The sequence below is a fragment of the Acinetobacter sp. AOR43_HL genome (assembly GCF_027854635.1).
Taxonomy (GTDB): domain Bacteria; phylum Pseudomonadota; class Gammaproteobacteria; order Pseudomonadales; family Moraxellaceae; genus Acinetobacter; species Acinetobacter pittii.
This window is the reverse complement of sequence record NZ_JAKTHX010000007.1, coordinates 66874-86640: the sequence shown is the minus strand read 5'-3', so window position 1 is coordinate 86640 and position 19767 is coordinate 66874. Positions and strand designations below refer to the sequence as shown.

General features: G+C 35.5%; 21 protein-coding genes and 1 other RNA gene. 12 read left to right on the top strand and 10 right to left on the bottom strand.

Translation table 11 applies throughout. From position 1 onward, the window contains the following. Positions 1 to 2: 2 nt before the first annotated feature. From MKL33_RS02905 to lpxA, 4 genes are read left to right on the top strand one after another with little or no spacing between them, the layout of a single operon-like run. Positions 3 to 503, top strand: coding sequence for an OmpH family outer membrane protein (locus MKL33_RS02905; protein WP_016145644.1), 501 nt, complete (start codon positions 3 to 5; stop codon positions 501 to 503). A gap of 4 nt (positions 504 to 507) precedes the next feature. Next, the gene (gene lpxD / locus MKL33_RS02900) at positions 508 to 1578 is read left to right on the top strand and encodes a UDP-3-O-(3-hydroxymyristoyl)glucosamine N-acyltransferase (protein ID WP_069036930.1); all 1071 of its coding nucleotides are present in this window, start codon (positions 508 to 510) and stop codon (positions 1576 to 1578) included. A gap of 6 nt (positions 1579 to 1584) precedes the next feature. Beyond that, positions 1585 to 2070 carry a 3-hydroxyacyl-ACP dehydratase FabZ gene (fabZ, locus tag MKL33_RS02895; protein ID WP_002115603.1) on the top strand — a complete coding sequence of 162 codons (486 nt, stop codon included), beginning with the start codon at positions 1585 to 1587 and terminating at the stop codon, positions 2068 to 2070. Next, positions 2067 to 2855 (top strand): acyl-ACP--UDP-N-acetylglucosamine O-acyltransferase, encoded by a 789-nt coding sequence (gene lpxA / locus MKL33_RS02890; RefSeq protein ID WP_017385998.1) that lies wholly within the window; start codon positions 2067 to 2069, stop codon positions 2853 to 2855. Before fabZ ends, lpxA begins: the two co-directional genes overlap by 4 nt. Positions 2856 to 2913: 58 nt before the next feature. On the opposite strand, the gene MKL33_RS02885 is transcribed toward lpxA, so the two are convergent. After that, positions 2914 to 3789, bottom strand: coding sequence for a YbgF trimerization domain-containing protein (locus tag MKL33_RS02885; RefSeq protein ID WP_161282308.1), 876 nt, complete (start codon positions 3787 to 3789; stop codon positions 2914 to 2916). Positions 3790 to 4103: 314 nt separating this feature from the next. Between MKL33_RS02885 and ffs the strand changes: the two genes are divergently transcribed. Next, positions 4104 to 4200, top strand: an RNA gene (gene ffs / locus MKL33_RS02880) — signal recognition particle sRNA small type. 13 nt (positions 4201 to 4213) lie between these two features. Here the strand turns inward: ffs and MKL33_RS02875 are convergent. The 4 genes from MKL33_RS02875 to MKL33_RS02860 all read right to left on the bottom strand — a co-directional run bounded on the left by MKL33_RS02875 (position 4214) and on the right by MKL33_RS02860 (position 7046). Beyond that, entirely contained in the window at positions 4214 to 4696 is a 483-nt protein-coding gene (locus tag MKL33_RS02875; RefSeq protein ID WP_069036932.1) for a regulatory protein RecX, read from the bottom strand. Between the two features lie 59 nt (positions 4697 to 4755). Further along, positions 4756 to 5802 (bottom strand): recombinase RecA, encoded by a 1047-nt coding sequence (gene recA / locus MKL33_RS02870; protein ID WP_002115680.1) that lies wholly within the window; start codon positions 5800 to 5802, stop codon positions 4756 to 4758. A gap of 145 nt (positions 5803 to 5947) precedes the next feature. Beyond that, positions 5948 to 6376: an RNA-binding S4 domain-containing protein gene (locus MKL33_RS02865; RefSeq protein WP_005068915.1), complete on the bottom strand. Its 429-nt coding sequence runs from the start codon at positions 6374 to 6376 to the stop codon at positions 5948 to 5950. Next, the gene (locus tag MKL33_RS02860) at positions 6360 to 7046 is read right to left on the bottom strand and encodes an HAD-IA family hydrolase (RefSeq protein WP_069036933.1); all 687 of its coding nucleotides are present in this window, start codon (positions 7044 to 7046) and stop codon (positions 6360 to 6362) included. The genes MKL33_RS02865 and MKL33_RS02860 overlap by 17 nt, the downstream gene beginning before the upstream one ends. A gap of 424 nt (positions 7047 to 7470) precedes the next feature. On the opposite strand from MKL33_RS02860, the gene MKL33_RS02855 reads away from it, so the two are divergent. Further along, positions 7471 to 7764, top strand: a complete 294-nt coding sequence (locus tag MKL33_RS02855; protein ID WP_044102185.1) for a hypothetical protein — start codon at positions 7471 to 7473, stop codon at positions 7762 to 7764. 37 nt (positions 7765 to 7801) lie between these two features. On the opposite strand, the gene MKL33_RS02850 is transcribed toward MKL33_RS02855, so the two are convergent. Together MKL33_RS02850 and gigD are read right to left on the bottom strand one after the other, a co-directional pair. Continuing rightward, positions 7802 to 8338 carry a GNAT family N-acetyltransferase gene (locus tag MKL33_RS02850; protein WP_270906422.1) on the bottom strand — a complete coding sequence of 179 codons (537 nt, stop codon included), beginning with the start codon at positions 8336 to 8338 and terminating at the stop codon, positions 7802 to 7804. A gap of 29 nt (positions 8339 to 8367) precedes the next feature. Next, complete coding sequence (gigD, locus tag MKL33_RS02845) at positions 8368 to 8817, bottom strand: Lrp/AsnC family transcriptional regulator GigD (protein ID WP_247145224.1); 450 nt, start codon at positions 8815 to 8817, stop codon at positions 8368 to 8370. A gap of 147 nt (positions 8818 to 8964) precedes the next feature. Between gigD and kynU the strand changes: the two genes are divergently transcribed. The 5 genes from kynU (at position 8965) to MKL33_RS02820 (ending at position 15046) form a co-directional block, all read left to right on the top strand. Further along, positions 8965 to 10215, top strand: coding sequence for a kynureninase (kynU, locus tag MKL33_RS02840; protein ID WP_270906421.1), 1251 nt, complete (start codon positions 8965 to 8967; stop codon positions 10213 to 10215). A gap of 40 nt (positions 10216 to 10255) precedes the next feature. Beyond that, positions 10256 to 11662: an amino acid permease gene (locus MKL33_RS02835; protein ID WP_270906420.1), complete on the top strand. Its 1407-nt coding sequence runs from the start codon at positions 10256 to 10258 to the stop codon at positions 11660 to 11662. Between the two features lie 7 nt (positions 11663 to 11669). After that, a complete protein-coding gene (locus MKL33_RS02830) occupies positions 11670 to 12416 on the top strand; it encodes an alpha/beta hydrolase (protein WP_270906419.1) in 747 nt (248 codons plus the stop codon). 606 nt (positions 12417 to 13022) lie between these two features. Then, a complete protein-coding gene (locus MKL33_RS02825) occupies positions 13023 to 13307 on the top strand; it encodes a DUF6527 family protein (RefSeq protein WP_068531289.1) in 285 nt (94 codons plus the stop codon). Between the two features lie 557 nt (positions 13308 to 13864). After that, positions 13865 to 15046: a S8 family peptidase gene (locus tag MKL33_RS02820; protein ID WP_161282306.1), complete on the top strand. Its 1182-nt coding sequence runs from the start codon at positions 13865 to 13867 to the stop codon at positions 15044 to 15046. Positions 15047 to 15087: 41 nt separating this feature from the next. Here MKL33_RS02820 and MKL33_RS02815 read toward each other — a convergent pair whose 3' ends face one another. Continuing rightward, positions 15088 to 16542, bottom strand: coding sequence for a SulP family inorganic anion transporter (locus MKL33_RS02815; RefSeq protein ID WP_161282305.1), 1455 nt, complete (start codon positions 16540 to 16542; stop codon positions 15088 to 15090). A 225-nt stretch (positions 16543 to 16767) separates the two neighbouring features. Continuing rightward, positions 16768 to 17400, bottom strand: a complete 633-nt coding sequence (locus MKL33_RS02810) for an SOS response-associated peptidase family protein (RefSeq protein WP_161282304.1) — start codon at positions 17398 to 17400, stop codon at positions 16768 to 16770. Positions 17401 to 17793: 393 nt separating this feature from the next. Here MKL33_RS02810 and MKL33_RS02805 point away from each other — a divergent pair, with 393 nt between their 5' ends. Further along, positions 17794 to 19233 (top strand): glucose/sorbosone family PQQ-dependent dehydrogenase, encoded by a 1440-nt coding sequence (locus tag MKL33_RS02805; protein WP_032036379.1) that lies wholly within the window; start codon positions 17794 to 17796, stop codon positions 19231 to 19233. Positions 19234 to 19287: 54 nt separating this feature from the next. Here MKL33_RS02805 and MKL33_RS02800 read toward each other — a convergent pair whose 3' ends face one another. Then, complete coding sequence (locus MKL33_RS02800; protein ID WP_002120966.1) at positions 19288 to 19731, bottom strand: universal stress protein; 444 nt, start codon at positions 19729 to 19731, stop codon at positions 19288 to 19290. Positions 19732 to 19767 lie beyond the last annotated feature (36 nt).

The following is a 19767-nucleotide window of genomic DNA, read 5'->3' as shown; positions in this document are numbered from 1 at the left end:
AAATGAAAAAATTAAATATATTAATGTTAGGATTGGGCCTTACAGTTTCTGCTATGACTAATGCAGCTGGTTATGGCGTTATTGATCTTGCTAAAGTTGTTGAAAGTAGTACTTATTTAAAACAACAAAATGCAAGTTTAAATCAATCTGTTAAACCAACAACAACTCGTCTTGAGCAGTTGGGTAAAGAGTTAGAAGGTCTTCAACGTCAAGCCCAAACCCAAGGGCAAAAAATGAAAGAAGATGATATTAAAAAGCTTCAGACCCAATATCAGTCAAAATTAAATGAATTTAATTCAACTCAACAAGGCTTGCAATCTAAAGTTCAAACTAGTTTGCAAGGAATGAACTCAACTTTTGAGACACGTGTGAAGCAAGCAGCTGAACAATTACGAAAAGAAAATAATCTTGACTTCATTTTGAATAAAAATTCGACCGTTGCCTATGACGCTAAATATGATTTAACTGATAAAATGATACAAAAGGTTAATTCAATGAAATAAATTAATGAAAGTACAACATTATCGTTTAGATGAACTAGCTCACCTAGTGAATGGTGAGTTAGTCGGTGCGGGTAGTCTTCAATTTATAAACCTAGCAAGTTTAGAAAATGCTGAACCTTCTCATATTACTTTCGTAAATGGCGAAAAGTATATTGATCAAGCAAAGGCTAGCCGTGCGGGTGCGTACATTGTTACAAGCTCTATTAAAGAACAGCTTACTGATAAACAAAATTTTATTATTGTTGATAATCCATATTTAGCTTTTGCCATACTTACGCATGCTTTTGATAAAAAGATCACATCAATAGGTATTGAAAGTACTGCTCAAATTCATCCTTCAGCAATTATTTCTGAAAAAGCATATATTGGCCATTACGTTGTAATTGGTGAAAATTGTGTAGTAGGTGAGAACACGATTATTCAGTCTCATACTCGTTTGGATGATAATGTAGAAATTGGCAAGGATTGTTTTATTGATTCACATGTCACCATTACTGGCGGTTCTAAATTACTTGATCGTGTTCGAGTTCATGCAAGTACTGTAATTGGTAGTGAAGGCTTTGGCTTTGCACCATATCAGGGTAAATGGCATCGTATTGCTCAATTAGGTTCAGTTATCATTGGTAATGATGTCCGCATTGGATCAAATTGTAGTATTGATCGAGGGGCACTAGATAATACGATTTTGGAAGATGGGGTAATTATTGATAATCTTGTGCAAATCGCACATAACGTCCATATTGGTTCCAATACAGCTATTGCTGCTAAATGTGGAATTGCTGGAAGCACTAATATTGGCAAAAACTGTATTCTTGCAGGAGCCTGCGGTGTGTCTGGTCACCTTTCAATCACTGATAACGTGACTTTAACAGGAATGTCAATGGTCACAAAAAATATTTCTGAAGCTGGTACCTATTCTTCAGGAATTGGATTATTTGAAAATAGCCATTGGAAAAAGACAATTGTACGCTTGCGACAATTAGCAGATGTGCCATTGACCCAGATCACTAAACGACTTGATCATATACAAGCTCAAATAGAGTCTCTTGAATCAACTTTTAATTTGCGTAAATAGAATATTATGACCGAGTCAACTACACCTAAATTTGCCATCCCTGAATTACCAATGCAGATTCAAACGATTCGTCAATATTTGCCGCATCGTTATCCTTTCTTATTGGTTGATCGTGTGACTGAAGTTACTGACAATAGTATTGTTGGTTATAAAAATGTTTCTATCAATGAAGAGTTCCTACAAGGACATTTTCCAGAATATCCAATTATGCCGGGTGTTCTAATTGTAGAAGCATTAGCTCAAGTTTCGGGCGTTCTAGGTTTTATTATGAACAATGAGACGCCAAAACCAGGTTCTTTATTCCTCTTTGCTGGTGCAGAAAAGGTAAGATTTAAAAAACAAGTAGTTGCTGGCGACCAACTTGTATTAAAATCTGAATTAGTAATGCAAAAACGCGGTATCTACAAATATAACTGTACGGCTACCGTTGACGGTATTGTAGCAACAACCGCTGAAATTATGATTTCACACCAAAAAACAGAGCAGGCATGAGCAATCACGATTTAATTCATTCTACGGCCATTATTGATCCATCTGCAGTGATTGCCCCGGATGTCCAGATAGGACCTTATTGTATTATTGGTCCAAATGTGACGATTGGCGCTGGTACTAAATTACATTCACATGTTGTAGTTGGTGGTTTTACCAAAATTGGTCAAAATAATGAGATTTTCCAGTTTGCAAGTGTTGGTGAAGTTTGCCAAGACTTGAAATATCAAGGTGAAGAAACTTGGTTAGAGATTGGAGATCATAATTTAATTCGTGAGCATTGCAGTTTACATAGAGGAACTGTACAAGATAATGCTTTAACTAAAATAGGTAGTCATAACTTATTGATGGTTAATACGCATATTGCACATGACTGTATTGTTGGTGATCATAATATTTTCGCAAATAATGTTGGTGTTGCTGGACACGTCCATATTGGTGATCATGTCATTATTGGTGGTAATTCGGGAATTCATCAATTCTGTAAAATCGATTCTTACAGTATGGTTGGTGGAGCATCTTTAATTTTAAAAGATGTGCCAGCTTATGTTATGGCATCTGGTAATCCAGCACATGCGTTTGGTATTAATATAGAAGGTATGCGCCGAAAGGGTTGGTCTAAGGATACAATTCAAGGTCTTAGAGAAGCTTATAAATTGATTTTTAAATCAGGCCTGACTTCTGTTCAAGCTGTTGAGCAGATTAAAAATGATATTCTTCCGAATGTTCCAGAAGCTCAATTATTAATTGACTCTGTTGAGCAATCAGAACGTGGTATTGTGCGTTAAGCCGAGATATTCAAAAAAAGACACCGCAATCTGCGGTGTCTTTTTTTCTTAAAAACTTTTATTTGTTAAAAAATTTGGCTTCTTCAGATTTTGGATACTGACTTAAAATTTTAGCTTTATATTGGTTTGCTGATATAGTGTTTTTATCAACATCTTTGGCAATACTGTAGAGTTGATAAAGCGCGCGAGGAGCTTTACTAGAATTTGGGTATTGCGTAGCGACTACATTATAGTTCTTTTTAGCTTCATTATAATTTACTGGATCAGTTGCTAAATTAAACTCAGCTAACCAAAAATAGGCATTCCCTGTATAAACGCTATTAGGATGATTTTTGATAAAGTTTTGCATTGGAGCAATCGCTTTTTTCGCTCCACCTTGTTTGTAGGCATCTAAAGCGACAGTATAAGCTGCTTTTTCAAGTTCTACAGGGTTCGATTGATTTTGCGTAGCAGGCGATGAAGCTGGTTGTGTTACTTGCGTTTGTGAGGGGGAAGTAACTTGACTTGCAGCAGTTGTAGTAGTACTAGCTGCTTTATTGTCGGTAGGAGGAGCTTCTGAGCTTCCGGTAGCTGTAGCATCACTATTTGCTGTATTGTCTGGTGCTGCACTTTCTGGATCTACTTTTTGATTTAGTAATTCCAAACGCTGGTCTAAATCAGTATAGCGATTAGATAAATCTTTTTTCAGTTGTTCAATATCATTCGATTGTTCTTCTAACTGTCCGCGTAAGGTGCGTATATCATTTTCTAATTGTTGGCTTTTTTGCATCAATTCCCAATTTAAATTACTAGGGACTGAAGCGTTATTCGATGAAGTGTTAGTTGAACTACCACCACTTTGACTTAAACCGCGCGATTCAATTGGAATATTGGCATAGAGAGAAGTAGTGCTCATTAAGGCAATAAATAATAAAGAATGCTTCATTAATCGCATGAGTATAGGTCCATAATTTTATGTAAAAGCTAACTTGAGAAGGGAATATGTAAACTATTCACATTAGCTATCTAAGGTTTTAATTGATCATTGCAATTAAAACAGCTAACAATATAAATGCAAGAATAGTTTACAATCTTCAAGCATATTTTATTCAAAATAAGTATCAAGAAAGAATATAAGATAAGAGATTCTAGGAATTTATATGTTTTTGACGATGAATTAATCAATTGAAACATAAACTTGCTTAAAATTGAGAAGAAGGCTTGCAACTCTTTTAAAAATCTCTATACTCTGTTTTGCAATGGTAGCCCCGCTGGTGGCTTCGCAATTGTACTCTGTGAACCCCGCCAGGACCGGAAGGTAGCAACGGTAGCAGATCTATGATGTGCCGAAGTTTTGCTAGTGGGGTTACCACCATCTTCTAATCCGATCTTCGTTGGATTGCCTTCATAATTACATCTAAATCAAATCCTCTATATTGTAAAAACCTCATCTGTTTTGCTTTAAGTTTAGGATCTTTTTCTACTTCTTCACCAAACTTTTTCACTTTAAGTTGATAAGCCTGTTCCACCCAATCAATATTATGAATTTCATCTGCAATTAAATCATTTTCGATTTGTTTAGTTTTTAAAGCTTGTTTAATACGTTTTGGCCCTTTACCTTTACGAATTTGGCTAGCTAATGTTAGTTCTGCAACGCGTTGGTCACTTTGATAATTTTGCTCAGATAACTCTTCAACAAGTTGCTTAACCTCTTCAGGGTTTTGTGCGTAACGATTCAATTTCTCGATCAGTTCTGCTTTCGAATAATCTCGACGAGTCAATAATGCAAAAGCATATGAGCGCAAACGTTGCCCTGTTAGCAAAGCGCGTTGCTGGGGCTGTTCTTGTGTTCTTTTGAACATATTTAATATTTCCTTGTAAAAAACGCCCCGAAGGGCGTTTTAAGACTTATAAGCGGTAATTAAGACTCTAATAGAAGATCTTCTTCTTCATCTTCCACTTGTACAGCACCATTAGTACCCGTAGTTAGCAGTTGTTCACGGATAATCTTTTCAATTTCTCCAGCCATTTGAGGGTTCTCTTCAAAGTGGCGGATAACGTTGTTTTTACCTTGACCAATTTTATTGCCTTGATACGAATACCAAGCACCTGCTTTTTGCACGATATCTTGTTGTACAGCTAAATCTACAAGTTCGCCAAGCTGGTTTGTACCTTTACCATATAGGATTTGGAAAATAGCTTCTTTGAAAGGAGGAGCCATTTTGTTTTTAACAACTTTAACTCGAGTTTCAGAGCCGATGATTTCATCACCTTCTTTGACTTGACCAATACGGCGGATATCTAAACGTACAGAAGCATAGAACTTCAATGCGTTACCACCAGTCGTAGTCTCAGGGCTACCAAACATTACACCAATTTTCATACGGATCTGGTTAATGAAAATAACCATACAGTTCGAGCGTTTAGCGTTACCCGTAATTTTACGTAATGCCTGACTCATTAAGCGAGCTTGTAAGCCCATGTGAGAGTCACCCATTTCGCCTTCAATTTCTGCTTTAGGAGTAAGAGCAGCAACTGAGTCGACAACTATTAAATCAATTGCACCAGAACGAACTAGCATGTCTGCAATCTCGAGTGCTTGTTCACCGTTATCTGGTTGCGATACAAGTAGATTATCAATGTCCACGCCCAGCTTACGTGCATATTGTGGATCTAATGCGTGTTCTGCATCGATAAATGCACAAGTACCACCAGCTTTTTGACATTGTGCAATCGCTTGGAGAGTCATTGTGGTTTTACCAGAAGATTCTGGACCATAAATCTCAACGATACGACCTTTCGGTAAACCGCCAATCCCCAATGCAATATCTAAAGTCAAAGAACCTGTAGATACAGCTTCAACTGCTTGAACAGTGTTGTCACCGAGACGCATCACCGTATTTTTGCCAAATTGTTTCTCAATTTGACTTAGCGCGGCTTGTAATGCTTTGCTTTTATTCTCATCCATCTCAAAAACCTCAATACTCTAAGTTCATCACGTTTAACCCAAGTGGATGCATTGAATCTCAACTTGTTTCACAGGGCTAATAGTGACAGATTTTTTCTATAGCTTCTATGTGTTGTCTGTGTGTGTGCGACACAACTCGACGTTTTTATTCATCACCATACGACCAGTGTTGATCATTGTCCTGTTTAAACCGATTAATCTGTCTACGATCCTTTTTACTCGGTCTATGATCAGGTCGAGCAAGATTATGCAATTTTCGTTGGGATGCAATCAACTCCCGTCTAGCAATACTTACTTCTGTTTCTTCATAAAGTTGCTGGGCAACTGGTGCTGGACCACGTGTATTCGAAAGCGCTTTTACGACAACGGTTTTTTTATCAAAACCTTGTTGAATAATCAGTTCCATTCCAACACGAATTTCTTTGGAAACTTTTACACGCTCATTATTGTGATGTACTTTACCTCCTTCGATTGCTGCTTTAGCAATTGAACGAGTTTTAAAAAAACGAGCAGCCCATAGCCATTTGTCGATACGCATGGTCTCTACAGCATCGTTTTCAAGCGATTTTGACATCATTATCCTTTCTATCAATTTGATTCAATATAGACAGCAATTCTGTAAGTCGATCTAGTGCTTTATATTCTAAATCTTCATGCTTTCTTACATCCTTTAGACTTGAGGGCTGCAAGATAGTAAACAAGTGCTTGATACCAAATTTTTCAGCTGTTTTTAGTACAGGAGCTGTATCATCAATAAAAATGGTTGCTTCTGGGTCGAAATGGTGTAATTTTTGGAGCTCTTGCCAAAAATGAATATCTTCTTTTGCATAACCAATTTGTTCACTCGATACGGTTACGTCAAAGAAGTGTTCAATTGCAACATTATCGAGCTTTAACCGTAAGCTTGCACGATCGGCATTTGTAACTAACCAACAACTATATCCTTGCTTTTTCAGTTCCTGTAGAAGCTCAATACAACCAGACCGAGCTTGAATTTTTGTCTGAAATTCTTGCTGTAATTTGAGTACATCAATGCCTACAGTTTTGGTCCAATAAGCTGATGAATACCAAACAAGCGTATGTCTATGTGATTGATAAAACTGATATAGTGTTTTTTGGCTTTGGTCGAGTGGAAGTTGATGTATCTCTGCATGTCGCTTAGGAAGACATTCATTCCAGATGAAATCATCAAAAGCGAGATCTAATAGCGTACCATCCATGTCAAACATTACGATTTTAGACATATCTAAATATCTCCAAAATCATTTAAAGCAAAATTTTTAAGACACATCTACCATATATCCTTTTTAAAATCATTAATTAAAGAAACTTCGAGATATAAAATTAATTTAAAACTCCACCCATTAATTCTTTCAAAAGGTGTTTTGATTAATGTGATGGGTAGGGAGGATAAATGATTTGAAAATTATAGCGTGTAATTTTGAAAAACAAAAAACAATAATAAATGCTTTTTAATAGAAAACTTTTTCTGTGTTTAAAGTAAAAATAGGTAGTCAAAGTTTTGCAATTAAGAAATCTTAAAAGCCATCTATATTTATGGTTAATTTTGCTTACATAGGATACGTATTGACATACATTTTATAAATTGAAGGATACTTGTTTAAAGTTATATTTAAAATTAACCCTAATAAGAATTTAGAGAAAGCAATGAAAATTGGATTTATTGGCGGAGCCAATGACGGTATTGTAATCAATGCTGCTGATGGCCTTGATACTTATAAGCTTGAATGGCATTACAAAGCAGAAAAGCACTGTGAATCACAGCCAACATTAGGTCTTAATGGGCCTGAGTATGATTACTACAACCTCTTAATACTAAGAAAAAATAAAGAGGCTAAACTCTTTTATGTACTCACTACAATGGGAAAAGATGATATCGCAAGTAAAATCCATGAGTATTGGGAATACTCTACATCTGTTGGTTATGATTTCGATGATTAAGAAAATTTTTATTAATAATTTAAAATTTTGACTTTAATCAAAAATTAAATGAAGAGCTCGTAATTTCATATAATACATGTGCTTTTAGGTGGTGATGGAGAGGAACCTTGGGATGATCAAAGTTTTTAACTTTCTGCATTCCAAGTCTTTCCATGACGGCTTGAGAGGGTGTATTTATGTTAGCGGTAAATGAAACGATCTTATTTAAATTCAGTATATTAAAACCATAGTCTAAAGCCGCTTTTGCTCCTTCAGTTGCATAACCTTGTTTCCAGAAGTCTTTTGCAAGTCGCCACCCAATTTCCACACAAGGAGAAAAGTCAAATTGTTCAGGTTGGCTATGTAAACCAATAAACCCGATAAATTGATGGGTTTCTTTTAATTCTACTGCCCAGAAGCCCCAACCATTTTTATTAATGAGAGATGAAATTTTTTGAATTAAATTAAGGCTTTCTTGGGGTGTTAATAGATTTGGGAAAAATTGCATAACATGTTGATCTAAGCCCATTGTTATAAAAGGCTCAACATCACTTTCTTTCCACTGTCTTAAAATTAAACGCTGAGTTTCGATCATGAGATGGCTCTATAATTAAAAATGATGGGTCAAAGTGGCTTTTGCACAATCTTCTGTAAAATGATCTTGGAATTGATGCTCACTACACCTTTTATTTTATTTAAGGTATTAATGACGAAATGAGAAAAAGAGCTCAAATCTTTGGTCGCAACGTGTAAAACATAATTAGATTCGCCAGTAATAATATATGCATTAATGACTTCATCAAATTTTTTGATCTGACTTAAAAAGAAGTTGTGATCATTTTCTGTGAGTTGGGCAAGCTTTATTTCGACAATTGCCTCAATTTTTATACCTAGTTTTTCATAATTAACTTTCGCTTGATATTTTTCAATTACACCATTGCTTTCTAAAATTTTAACTCGCCGATGACAAGCTGAAGCCGAAAGGTTAACGAGATCGGCCAGTTCTTGGTTACTTAACCGAGCGTTATCTTGTAAATGTTTTAAAATTTTAAGATCAATTGCATCTACATTCATTTTCGAATTTCATCCATGTTTTTTAATTTTAATTCGAATTTTATACGAAAATAGCAAATTTTAATCAAATATTATCGAATAAATCGAAAGAATTGGCGTGATAAAATTCAAATACAAAGGAAATGTTGAAAATAGGTGAAATAACAAATGATTACTCACGAACAATGCTGCTATTGGGATCAGGAAGATGAACTCAAAAAGTTTAAAGATGAATTTGCACTGCCAGAAAATATCATTTATTTAGACGGGAATTCTTTAGGCGCAAGACCAAAAAAATCATTAGAGGTTGCTCAGCATATTATTGCAAAAGAGTGGGGTGAGGACCTCATTAATAGTTGGAATAAAGCCGATTGGTGGGGACTACCGACTAGACTCGGAGATAAAGTCGCGCAGCTTATCGGTGCTGAAAAAGGTGAAGTGGTTATTTCAGACTCAACGACCCTAAATCTATTCAAAGTTTTATCAGCAGCGGTAAAAATTCAAGCTGAAAAATTTCCGGAACGTAAAATTATTGTTGCAGAAAAAGATGCCTTTCCAACCGATATTTATATTATTGAAGGCTTTATCGATTTGATTCATCAGGGTTATCAAGTTGAATTGATTGATGGCACCGATGATTTATCTCGTGTTTTAGCAAAAGATGTGGCGGTTGTTGTTCTTTCTCATGTGAATTATCGGACTGGATATTTCTATGATATGGAGTCTATTAATCAACAAATTCACGCTAAAGATGCTTTGATTATTTGGGATTTATGTCACTCGGTTGGTGCAGTGCCTATGGATCTTAATCAGAGCAATAGTGATTTTGCGATTGGTTGTACTTATAAATATTTAAATGGTGGCCCAGGTTCTCCAGCGTTGTTATGGGTAAATCGAAAGCATCGTGATCAATTTTGGCAACCTCTCTCAGGCTGGTGGAGCCACAAGAAACCTTTTGATATGGCTCAGAACTATGAACCAGCTAACAGTATCCGTCGTTACTTGTGCGGAACTCAACCCATCATTTCTATGAGCCTAATTGAATGTGGTATCGATATTTTCTTACAAGCTGATATGCAACAAATACGCGAGAAATCACTCAAATTAACTGATTTGTTTATTCAACTTATTCAACAAGAATGTGCTCAGTTTGGCTTTGAACTCATTACCCCTTTAAACCATAAATATCGTGGCAGTCATGTCAGTTACAGACATGAGTTTGGCTATGAAATTATTCAGGCGCTTATTGCGCGTGGGGTAATTGGGGATTATCGAGAGCCGGAAGTATTACGTTTTGGAATTACACCTTTATATCTAGGATTTGAAGATATTTGGAATGCCGTACAACAACTTAAGCAAATTATGCTGAATAGTGAATGGAAAAATGAGCGTTATCTGGTGCGCAGTGAAGTGACCTGATCGTTAGAGATCAATATCAGAAAAATGGCTAGGAGGGCCTATGAGCAGTTTTGATGAAATACAAAATCGAGAAGCGGGTTTACATAAAAAATTATCCGCAAAACAGATGGGAATGATTGCAATTGGTGGAGCGATTGGTACAGGGCTGTTCATGGGAAGCAAGTTCGCAATTAGCTTTGCTGGCCCAGCCGTCATTGTGAGTTATGCCATTGGAGGCTTAATCGCATTTGCTATTATGGCTTGTTTGGCTGAGATGACTGTCCAGCACCCTACGTCAGGCTCATTTGGGGCATATGCTGAGCATTATATAAGTCCGCTTGCTGGGTTTTTAGTCCGTTATTGTTATTGGGCATGTATTGTATTAGCGGTCGGTACAGAAATTACAGCAGTTGCTGACTATATGAAATTATGGTTTCCTCATGTAGGTTCTTGGGTCTGGATAGCCTTTTTCTCGCTAACCTTACTTGTTGTTAATGCATATAGTGTTAAAGCTTTTGGATTGGTTGAATATTGGTTTTCGACAATAAAAGTCTTTGCAATTATTGTATTTATTCTTTTAGCAATTGGCATTCTGACTCAAAGTCATGGAGGAACAGCTCAGGTTGTCTCTAATCTAACTGATCATGGGGGCTTTTTTCCTCATGGTTTTAGTGGAGTCTGGATTGGAGTAATCATTTCAATATTTAGTTATTTAAGTATTGAAATGATCGCTGTTGCAGCAGGTGAGGCTAAAGATCCGGAAAGAGCCGTTAAGAAAGCGTTTAAAAGTACTGCAATTCGTTTAATTCTATTTTATTTACTGTCTTTATTTCTTATTGTGGCACTCGTTCCTTGGACAACTTTAATTGGAGCCGAAGCGACCAGTCCTTTTGTGATGGTGATGAAAATTGTAGGGATTCCATATGCAGACAGTATTTTAAATTTTATTGTAATTGTCGCAGCCTTATCAGCTATGAATAGTATGCTGTATATCTCAACACGTATGCTATTTAGCTTGTCACGAGCAGGAGATGCGCCAAAACTATTTGGTCGTATTAGTCATAATGGCGTACCAATTAACGCGTTGCTATTGTCAGCGGTCGGTATTGGTATTGCGAGTATTGTTTATACCATTAATCCGAACTCGGCATTCCCGATCATGATTGCTTTATCTATGTTCGGTGCACTGTTCACGTGGGGCAGTATTTTTGTTACCCATATGTTTTTTAGAAGGAATATGGCACAACAAGGCAAACAGTTAAAGTTTAAGGTTCCAGCGAGTCAGTTAATCTCCTTGTTAGGATTAATCGCAATTTTAAGTATTACGATCACAACGTGGTTTACCAATGAATTCAAGTCAACTTTACAGTTTGGAGTCCCATTAGTTGTTGTTCTTACATTTTTCTATTATTTAAAACGTTCATCAGCCAAGCTTGCTTTAAATAGTCATGAAGAATCTTTGAAGTGAGACACCTATGCGACCATATGATAATTCTAGAACCGTAGCGAATGAACATGAAATATTGGCAGAATTTAAAAGAACAAGCTTGTTGAGCTATCAAAAATTTACTCATATTGCAGATATCCAATATGGTACGCACTCACGGTCAACTTTAGATTTTTTCCCATTAGAGCAAGCCAAAAAGACTGTTATTTTTATTCATGGTGGATATTGGCAATGGTGTGATAAATCAGATTTTGCATTCATCGTACCGTATGTTCTCGCAAAAGGAGTCCAGTGCGTTCTTTTAGAATATGATCTGGCCCCACAAAGCAAGATTTCAGATATTGCTTCTCAAATTAATCAAGCTCTCGATTTTATTCGAGAGCAAGACTGGAAAACTAATGAGGTAGTTTTGGTTGGGCATTCGGCAGGGGCGCATCTGGCTGCTTTGTCATTAGGCCATCCACTCATATCTGAGATGGTTTTGTTGAGTGGAATTTATGATCTGGAACCTATACAAAGTACCCATTTAAATCATGCTCTCAATCTTTCAAGCGAAGATATCTTGAAATATAGTCCTGTTCACCAGTCAAAACGAATTACTATTCCATGTTCAATTTTATGTGGTGAACTTGAGCTAGACGAGTTGAAATGGCAAAGCCAAAATTATTTTGAAAATAAAAGAGAGCAAGATCAGGATTTTGTTTCTTTTAAGCTTATTCCTAAAGTTAATCATTATTCTATTTTAGAACACTATTTTAACTCGATATTAATTTAAGTGTTTGAAATAGAATGTAACTGAGTAAAGAAAAACAGATTAAACTTATTAGAAGATGAAATGTGAGATAAATCACAACTCAACCTAATTTTTATAAAAATTAAGTATCCTTATTGACCTGACTATAGAACTTAATTAGATTAAAAAGATAGTGCTTTCTCACTAAGCGGCAAAATGTTTAGCTGTTGTTTAGTTGAGTTTCAAGTCCGTAGCTTCCCAAGATGCGGACTTTTTTATTTGATTTTTAAAAACAATTAGATAAATCGAATTTTATTCTTGGATATGGCGATAATATCTATTTAATGATTAATGTGAGTTAATCACATAGCCCTCTGCTAAATAAGAAACAAATTAGAATTTGTTTTTCATTATTTAATTGGAATTATCATTTAATTAATGGATTATATAAAATATATTTTACCAAACTAACAAAGTGTGAGATTACACTCGGAAGTTCATGAATTTGTCATATAGGTTAGATAAATTAAAAACAGAAAAATAAAAGAGAGAAGGCTATATTACATAATTTAATAATATATATAATCTGTAAATAAATGGTTTAGTCTGCTCTTATGAGTTGGCTTTTTTATTTTTAAAGGAGTGTTAATGAAAGTACAGTATTTCGAAGGAGGCATGTATAAACATATGTGTCCTGCTTGCGGATATCTTCATTATATTCCTGTACATTATCCTTTCTCTAATGGTAACCAATGGATTTTTAATGGTAACTTGGAAAAACCGACATTTGATCCCATCATAAGTATAAATGAATATTGTAATTACTTTATTAAAAATGGCTTTATCGAATATAGCGTTAATTGTAGGCATCATTTAGCTGGTTGTAAGGTTGAGCTGCCAGAACTAAAATTAAAAAACTATAGAATATATTGATTTTGGTATTTATTAATTATGACCATTTAAAAGACTGCACATTTCCTTAATTATCACATATTTTTGCAATATATCTTTACATATTTGATACTGAACACATATAGTTTAAAAAATTGTAAATCTCTTTTAGTTGAAGGCTATATTATAATTTGCAAGAATTTTCATAACTTACTGTTTTATATTTTTATTTATGGATATCTGGAAATTTTTAAAAAGCTTTAATACAACTGGAACATATCTCATTATTTCTACATTTATATTATTTTTAATGATTATATATTTTTACATTATACATCCTACCTAAACTAGATTATAAATAAAGTAAGATAATTATTTATTCTAAAATATTTTATTTATTGGTTTATTTGAATTGGTTCTCAATTTTAATTGAAAAAAGATAATAGCATTGTATAGGTCCAAGTTTTATGAAAATATGACGTGGTCATAATATATGGAGAATATAATAAAAATTCCTTTCTAAAGATGTTAATCCCTAAATATAAAGACTGTACTGATCATAACAATGATGTCTAAAGTAAAAAATATGGAGATTTTCTATGAAGTTTTGCCAAGTTTCGACTTTTCTTTTAGCAATAGCGCTGAGCCATTTAACCTATGCTGCACCAGCTACAACAAATTCTGTACTAAGTTCGTCTGAAGCAAAAGGAATTATTAAAAATCAATATATTGTTATTCTTAATAAGGATGTGGGTTCTTCTAACGAGTTTGCACAAGGTATTGCTAAACAACATGGTGGGAAGGTATTACAGACCTATGATGCTGTACTTAAGGGATTTGCAATTTATTTACCCGATGTTGCTGGTACTGCTTTTGTTGAAGCAATGAAAAAAAATCCGAAAGTCGTTTCAGTTGAAAATGACACAATCATGAAAATTGATGCGACTACGCAAAGTAACCCAGATTGGGGACTAGATCGTATTGACCAAAGAAACTTACCTCTAGATTCAGCCTATTCGTACTTACAAACAGGTTCAGGCACAACCGCTTATATTGTTGATACAGGAATATTGTCTACACATCAACAGTTCTCTGGACGGGTATTAAGTGGCTATACCGCGATATCTGATGGAAATGGTACAAGTGACTGTCATGGTCATGGTACACATGTGGCAGGAACAGTTGGTGGTAGTACCTATGGGGTTGCTAAGAACGTAAGTTTAGTACCAATACGAATTTTAGGATGTGATGGATCTGGTGCTTCGAGTAATGTGATTGCGGGGCTAGATTGGATATTGAAAAATGGTAAAAAGCCAGCTGTAGTGAATATGTCTTTAGGTGGTGAAGCAAACACATCTTTAGATAGTGCAGTAGAAAACTTATTTAATAATGGTTATGTAATGGTTGTGGCTGCAGGAAACTCGAATACAGATGCATGTAGTTCTTCTCCTGCCAGAGTAAGTAAGGCAATTACTGTTGCTGCTACAGATAATACAGATACTCGAGCGAGTTATTCGAATTATGGAAGTTGTGTTGATATTTTTGCGCCCGGAAGCCAGATAAACTCTTCTTGGATTGGGAGTAATACAGCAACTAAAGTTTTAAATGGAACTTCAATGGCTACTCCACATGTGGCTGGTGTGGTGGCTGAAATGTTGCAAAGTACGCCCACTGCAACACCTCAGACAATCTCGACCAATCTTTTAAATCAAGCAAGTAGTAATGTTGTAAAAAATCCTTCAGGTAGCCCAAATCGGTTGCTATATAAATCTCCTCAGTAAAAGCAGTTATTTAAATTAGAAAAGGTCCCGAAGGACCTTTTTTAGATTTTTGCATGAGTACCGTATTTATCAATCATGATTGAGCTGGCTTCATTTAGACCGCGAACCGTTACCTTAGCACCGTTCTTTTGAAATTTATTCACAACTGAATCTAACATGGCAACTGAAGTCACATCCCAAATATGTGAGTGGGTAAGATCAATAATGATTTCTTTAACATCTTCTTTAAAGTTAAAACTTTGCATAAATTTTTCAGATGAACTAAAAAATATTTGACCTCTTAATTCGTATAGACGAGCTTGATCTTCGAATGAAGTTTCAATACGAATATCGTTTTCTAGTTTATTTGCTAAGAAAAGTGCTGAAAGCAATACGCCAGTTAATACACCTAGCGCTAAGTTATGGGTAGCAACTACTACAATAACGGTTGCGATCATAACGGCATTACTACTTTTAGGATTATTTTTAAATTGAGTCAGACAGCTCCACTCAAAAGTACTAATCGACACCATAATCATGACAGCAACCAGAGCAGCCATAGGGATTACTTTTAACCAATCACTTAAAAACACAACTAGAATAAGTAAGAATATTCCCGCGCAGAAAGTAGATAAACGTGTACGGCCACCAGATTTTACATTAATCATTGATTGACCAATCATGGCACAACCCGCCATACCTCCCATAAAACCTGAAGCGATATTTGCAATGCCTTGACCTTTACATTCTTGAAACTTATCACTAGATGTATCTGTCATTTCATCAACGATTGTTGCCGTCATCATTGATTCAAGTAAGCCAACTGCAGCCAGCGCTAAAGAATATGGAAGAATAATAAGGAGGGTTTCTAAATTAAAAGGAATATCCGGAATTAGAAATATAGGTAACGTATCTGGTAATGAACCCATATCACCAACAGTTCGAACATCAAACCCTAAAAAAATAGCGAGTAATGTGACTACTACAATACAAATAAGGGGCGAGGGAAAGAACTTTCCAATTTTTGGAATATAGGGGAAAAGGTAAATAATTCCTAAACCAATTGCTACTAGTAAGTAGACATGCCACGTCACATTTACCAATTCTGGTAATTGAGCCATAAAGATGAGTATGGCAAGGGCATTAACAAATCCAATTACCACCGATTTGGAAACAAAACGCATGAGTTTGGCAAGTTTAAAATATCCGGCCAAAATCTGTATAACGCCAGTTAATACTGTTGCTGCAAATAAGTATTGAAGACCATGATCCTTTACAAGCGTTGTCATAACCAAAGCCATTGCGCCTGTAGCCGCCGAAATCATAGCGGGACGACCGCCTACGAAAGAAATAATAACGGCAATACAAAAGGATGCATATAAACCGACTTTGGGGTCTACACCCGCAATAATTGAAAATGCAATTGCTTCTGGAATTAAAGCAAGACCCACAACAAGACCGGAAAGAATATCTGCGCGGACATTAGAGAACCATTGTTCTCGGACATTCGATAACATGAGAAATAGCCTAAGTTCTAAATTTTGAAAGGCTAGTGATGTGATATACCAACACAAGCGACTACACCACATCACTAAACAGTGATGAGTTATTTACAATAGATAAGGGTAAATAAACTTAAGGTGGCGTAAGTGTCATAGGTATAGAGAGTTTGAGGCATTTAAAAGTGCCCGAAGAATAGCATAAGTTTTTAAGGCTGACTAACCTAAGTCGACTAAACCGATTTAATCATAATTTTTCATTTCAGCTTTTGGCATTGAGGCAAATTCATTCGCAGGCATATCTAAGAAAAAATCTTTGGCTTCAGAATGAGTACAGTTGAGCCAATCATTTCTAAGATTATCAGGTATCACAATAACCGAACGTTTTTCATCATCAGGTTTGTGAAATTTTTTCATGAAAGGGTGATGATCAGCATTAATTGTTAATAGCGACATTGACCTAACTTTCTGTTCATCTATAAGTGTTTCTTCATAGATTGCAGCAAGGGTAAAAGGTTGCCCATCTTGACGGAAAATACCATACCAATGTGCTTTCCCATTGATATATTTAGGTTCATAAATAGCTTCAACAGGAATAAGCGCAAACTGGTCATTTAACCAAGCATGTTTAAAAGAGCGCTTTTGTTCTACTGTCTCTGTTCTGGCATTATAAGTTGCATATTTGAATGCGATTTCTTTGGCATAAGGAGGAAGCATTCCAAATTTAGCTTTTCGCCACTCAAGCTCATTTTGATGAGATAAAATAAGTGGACAATCATCACTTGGGAAAATATCCATCTTATATTCAAAAGTGGGTTCAAATAACTCTAATTGATTGGCATGTATTTTCTTAATAGGTTTAAAGTTTGCACACATAAGACACCTTCGTTGTAAAAATAGCTCTCAATTACAGCTTCTAACTTTTAGTCTTTAGTGATGTATATTTTTATAATTAGAATTGTCTCTTTGAGTATTAATTTTTAACTATCAATTACTTCGTTAATAAATATTTATTTAACTCATGGCCATTTCAAAAAAGTTTCAGATATAAAATGAATAGAATAGATAAATCGTATAGTTAAGTTGCTCATCTTAAAGAGAGTTTATTCAGTTTTAATAGCTACTTTTATGCAACAGAGCCTTTCAGAAATTTAGATTTTAATAGATTCGTTATTCATCATAATACAAATCATATAGAGAACTCGTACAAACCAGTTGCTAAAGGTTTAAAAATTCTCGGAAAATTTTGACAATTTATAAGGTGGACACATGAATAAACATTTACTGGCAAAAATTGCTTTATTAGGCGCCGCTCAGGTAGTTACACTCAATTCAGCATTTGCTGATGTTCCTCTTACTCCATCTCAATTCGCTAAAGCGAAAACAGAAAACTTTGACAAAAAAGTTATTCTGTCTAATTTAAATAAGCCGCATGCTTTGTTGTGGGGACCAGATAATCAAATTTGGTTAACTGAGCGAGCAACAGGCAAGATTTTAAGAGTGAATCCAGAGTCGGGCAGTGTAAAAACAGTTTTTCAGGTACCAGAGATTGTCAATGATGCTGATGGTCAAAACGGTTTATTAGGCTTTGCTTTTCATCCAGATTTTAAAAATAATTCTTATATTTATATTTCAGGTACATTTAAAAATCCGAAATCTACAGATAAAGAATTACCGAATCAAACGATTATTCGTCGATATACCTATAACAAGTCAACAGATACGCTCGAGAAGCCAGTCGATTTATTAGCAGGATTGCCTTCATCAAAAGACCATCAGTCAGGTCGTCTTGTCATTGGGCCAGATCAAAAGATTTATTATACGATTGGTGACCAAGGGCGTAATCAACTTGCTTATTTGTTCTTGCCAAACCAAGCACAACATACGCCAACTCAACAAGAACTGAATGGCAAAGACTATCACACCTATATGGGTAAAGTACTACGCTTAAATCTTGATGGAAGTATTCCAAAGGATAATCCAAGTTTTAATGGGGTGGTTAGCCATATTTATACGCTCGGACATCGTAATCCGCAGGGCTTAGTATTCACTCCAAATGGTAAATTGTTGCAGTCTGAACAAGGCCCAAACTCTGACGATGAAATTAATCTCATTGTCAAAGGTGGCAACTATGGTTGGCCGAATGTAGCAGGTTATAAAGATGATAGTGGCTATGCTTATGCAAACTATTCAGCAGCAGCCAATAAGTCAATTAAGGATTTAGCTCAGAATGGAGTAAAAGTAGCCGCAGGGGTTCCTGTGACGAAAGAATCTGAATGGACTGGTAAAAACTTTGTCCCACCATTAAAAACTTTATATACCGTTCAAGATACCTACAACTATAACGATCCAACTTGTGGAGAGATGACCTATATTTGTTGGCCAACAGTTGCGCCGTCATCTGCCTATGTCTATAAGGGCGGAAAAAAAGCAATTACTGGTTGGGAAAATACATTATTGGTTCCATCTTTAAAACGCGGTGTTATTTTCCGTATTAAGTTAGATCCAACTTATAGCACTACTTATGATGACGCTGTACCGATGTTTAAGAGCAACAACCGTTATCGTGATGTGATTGCAAGTCCAGATGGGAACGTTTTATATGTATTAACTGATACTGCCGGGAATGTCCAAAAAGATGATGGCTCAGTAACAAATACATTAGAAAATCCAGGATCTCTCATTAAGTTTACATATAAGGCTAAGTAATCAAGGCCATTAAAAAACCGATCTATTAAAGATCGGTTTTTTAGCTTTAGAAAACTATTCAGTTACGACTAATACCGGTAAATGAATTTCTCCTAAAAGGGCTTGAGTCACACTTCCTAAGAAGAACTTTTTAAACCCTTTTCGCCCATGCGAACCAATCACTAATAAATCTGCTTTTAGCTCATTAGCTGCTTTAATAATTTCTGTGTGGATTGTTTGACCCTCAACAATTTTTGTTTCAACAGAAATTCCATGTTGGCTAAATTGTTCTTTAGCTTGGTCTAAAATGCTCTGAATCGATGCTCTAGCTTTATTAAAATAATCCTGTGCTAATTCTGTACTATCAATGAATTCTACAGAAATGAAAGGATCTATAGTAAGCGCATATACTAGAGTCACTTTACTGCCAAAGGCTTTAGCAATTGCTGTTGCATGATTGACGGCAATAAGTGAAGTAGGAGAACCATCGACTGGAACCAAGATATGGTGATAACTCATATATTGCTCCTTATTGTCTTGTGACAATGTATGGTG

What these genes read in the sequence shown, in the direction of transcription:
- MKL33_RS02905 (WP_016145644.1), top strand. Translation starts at nt 3, where the DNA reads ATGAAAAAATTAAATATATTAATGTTAGGATTGGGCCTTACAGTTTCT.
- lpxD (WP_069036930.1), top strand. Translation starts at nt 508, where the DNA reads ATGAAAGTACAACATTATCGTTTAGATGAACTAGCTCACCTAGTGAAT.
- fabZ (WP_002115603.1), top strand. Translation starts at nt 1,585, where the DNA reads ATGACCGAGTCAACTACACCTAAATTTGCCATCCCTGAATTACCAATG.
- lpxA (WP_017385998.1), top strand. Translation starts at nt 2,067, where the DNA reads ATGAGCAATCACGATTTAATTCATTCTACGGCCATTATTGATCCATCT.
- MKL33_RS02885 (WP_161282308.1), bottom strand. Translation starts at nt 3,789, where the DNA reads ATGCGATTAATGAAGCATTCTTTATTATTTATTGCCTTAATGAGCACT.
- MKL33_RS02875 (WP_069036932.1), bottom strand. Translation starts at nt 4,696, where the DNA reads ATGTTCAAAAGAACACAAGAACAGCCCCAGCAACGCGCTTTGCTAACA.
- recA (WP_002115680.1), bottom strand. Translation starts at nt 5,802, where the DNA reads ATGGATGAGAATAAAAGCAAAGCATTACAAGCCGCGCTAAGTCAAATT.
- MKL33_RS02865 (WP_005068915.1), bottom strand. Translation starts at nt 6,376, where the DNA reads ATGTCAAAATCGCTTGAAAACGATGCTGTAGAGACCATGCGTATCGAC.
- MKL33_RS02860 (WP_069036933.1), bottom strand. Translation starts at nt 7,046, where the DNA reads ATGTCTAAAATCGTAATGTTTGACATGGATGGTACGCTATTAGATCTC.
- MKL33_RS02855 (WP_044102185.1), top strand. Translation starts at nt 7,471, where the DNA reads ATGAAAATTGGATTTATTGGCGGAGCCAATGACGGTATTGTAATCAAT.
- MKL33_RS02850 (WP_270906422.1), bottom strand. Translation starts at nt 8,338, where the DNA reads ATGATCGAAACTCAGCGTTTAATTTTAAGACAGTGGAAAGAAAGTGAT.
- gigD (WP_247145224.1), bottom strand. Translation starts at nt 8,817, where the DNA reads ATGAATGTAGATGCAATTGATCTTAAAATTTTAAAACATTTACAAGAT.
- kynU (WP_270906421.1), top strand. Translation starts at nt 8,965, where the DNA reads ATGATTACTCACGAACAATGCTGCTATTGGGATCAGGAAGATGAACTC.
- MKL33_RS02835 (WP_270906420.1), top strand. Translation starts at nt 10,256, where the DNA reads ATGAGCAGTTTTGATGAAATACAAAATCGAGAAGCGGGTTTACATAAA.
- MKL33_RS02830 (WP_270906419.1), top strand. Translation starts at nt 11,670, where the DNA reads ATGCGACCATATGATAATTCTAGAACCGTAGCGAATGAACATGAAATA.
- MKL33_RS02825 (WP_068531289.1), top strand. Translation starts at nt 13,023, where the DNA reads ATGAAAGTACAGTATTTCGAAGGAGGCATGTATAAACATATGTGTCCT.
- MKL33_RS02820 (WP_161282306.1), top strand. Translation starts at nt 13,865, where the DNA reads ATGAAGTTTTGCCAAGTTTCGACTTTTCTTTTAGCAATAGCGCTGAGC.
- MKL33_RS02815 (WP_161282305.1), bottom strand. Translation starts at nt 16,542, where the DNA reads ATGTTATCGAATGTCCGAGAACAATGGTTCTCTAATGTCCGCGCAGAT.
- MKL33_RS02810 (WP_161282304.1), bottom strand. Translation starts at nt 17,400, where the DNA reads ATGTGTGCAAACTTTAAACCTATTAAGAAAATACATGCCAATCAATTA.
- MKL33_RS02805 (WP_032036379.1), top strand. Translation starts at nt 17,794, where the DNA reads ATGAATAAACATTTACTGGCAAAAATTGCTTTATTAGGCGCCGCTCAG.
- MKL33_RS02800 (WP_002120966.1), bottom strand. Translation starts at nt 19,731, where the DNA reads ATGAGTTATCACCATATCTTGGTTCCAGTCGATGGTTCTCCTACTTCA.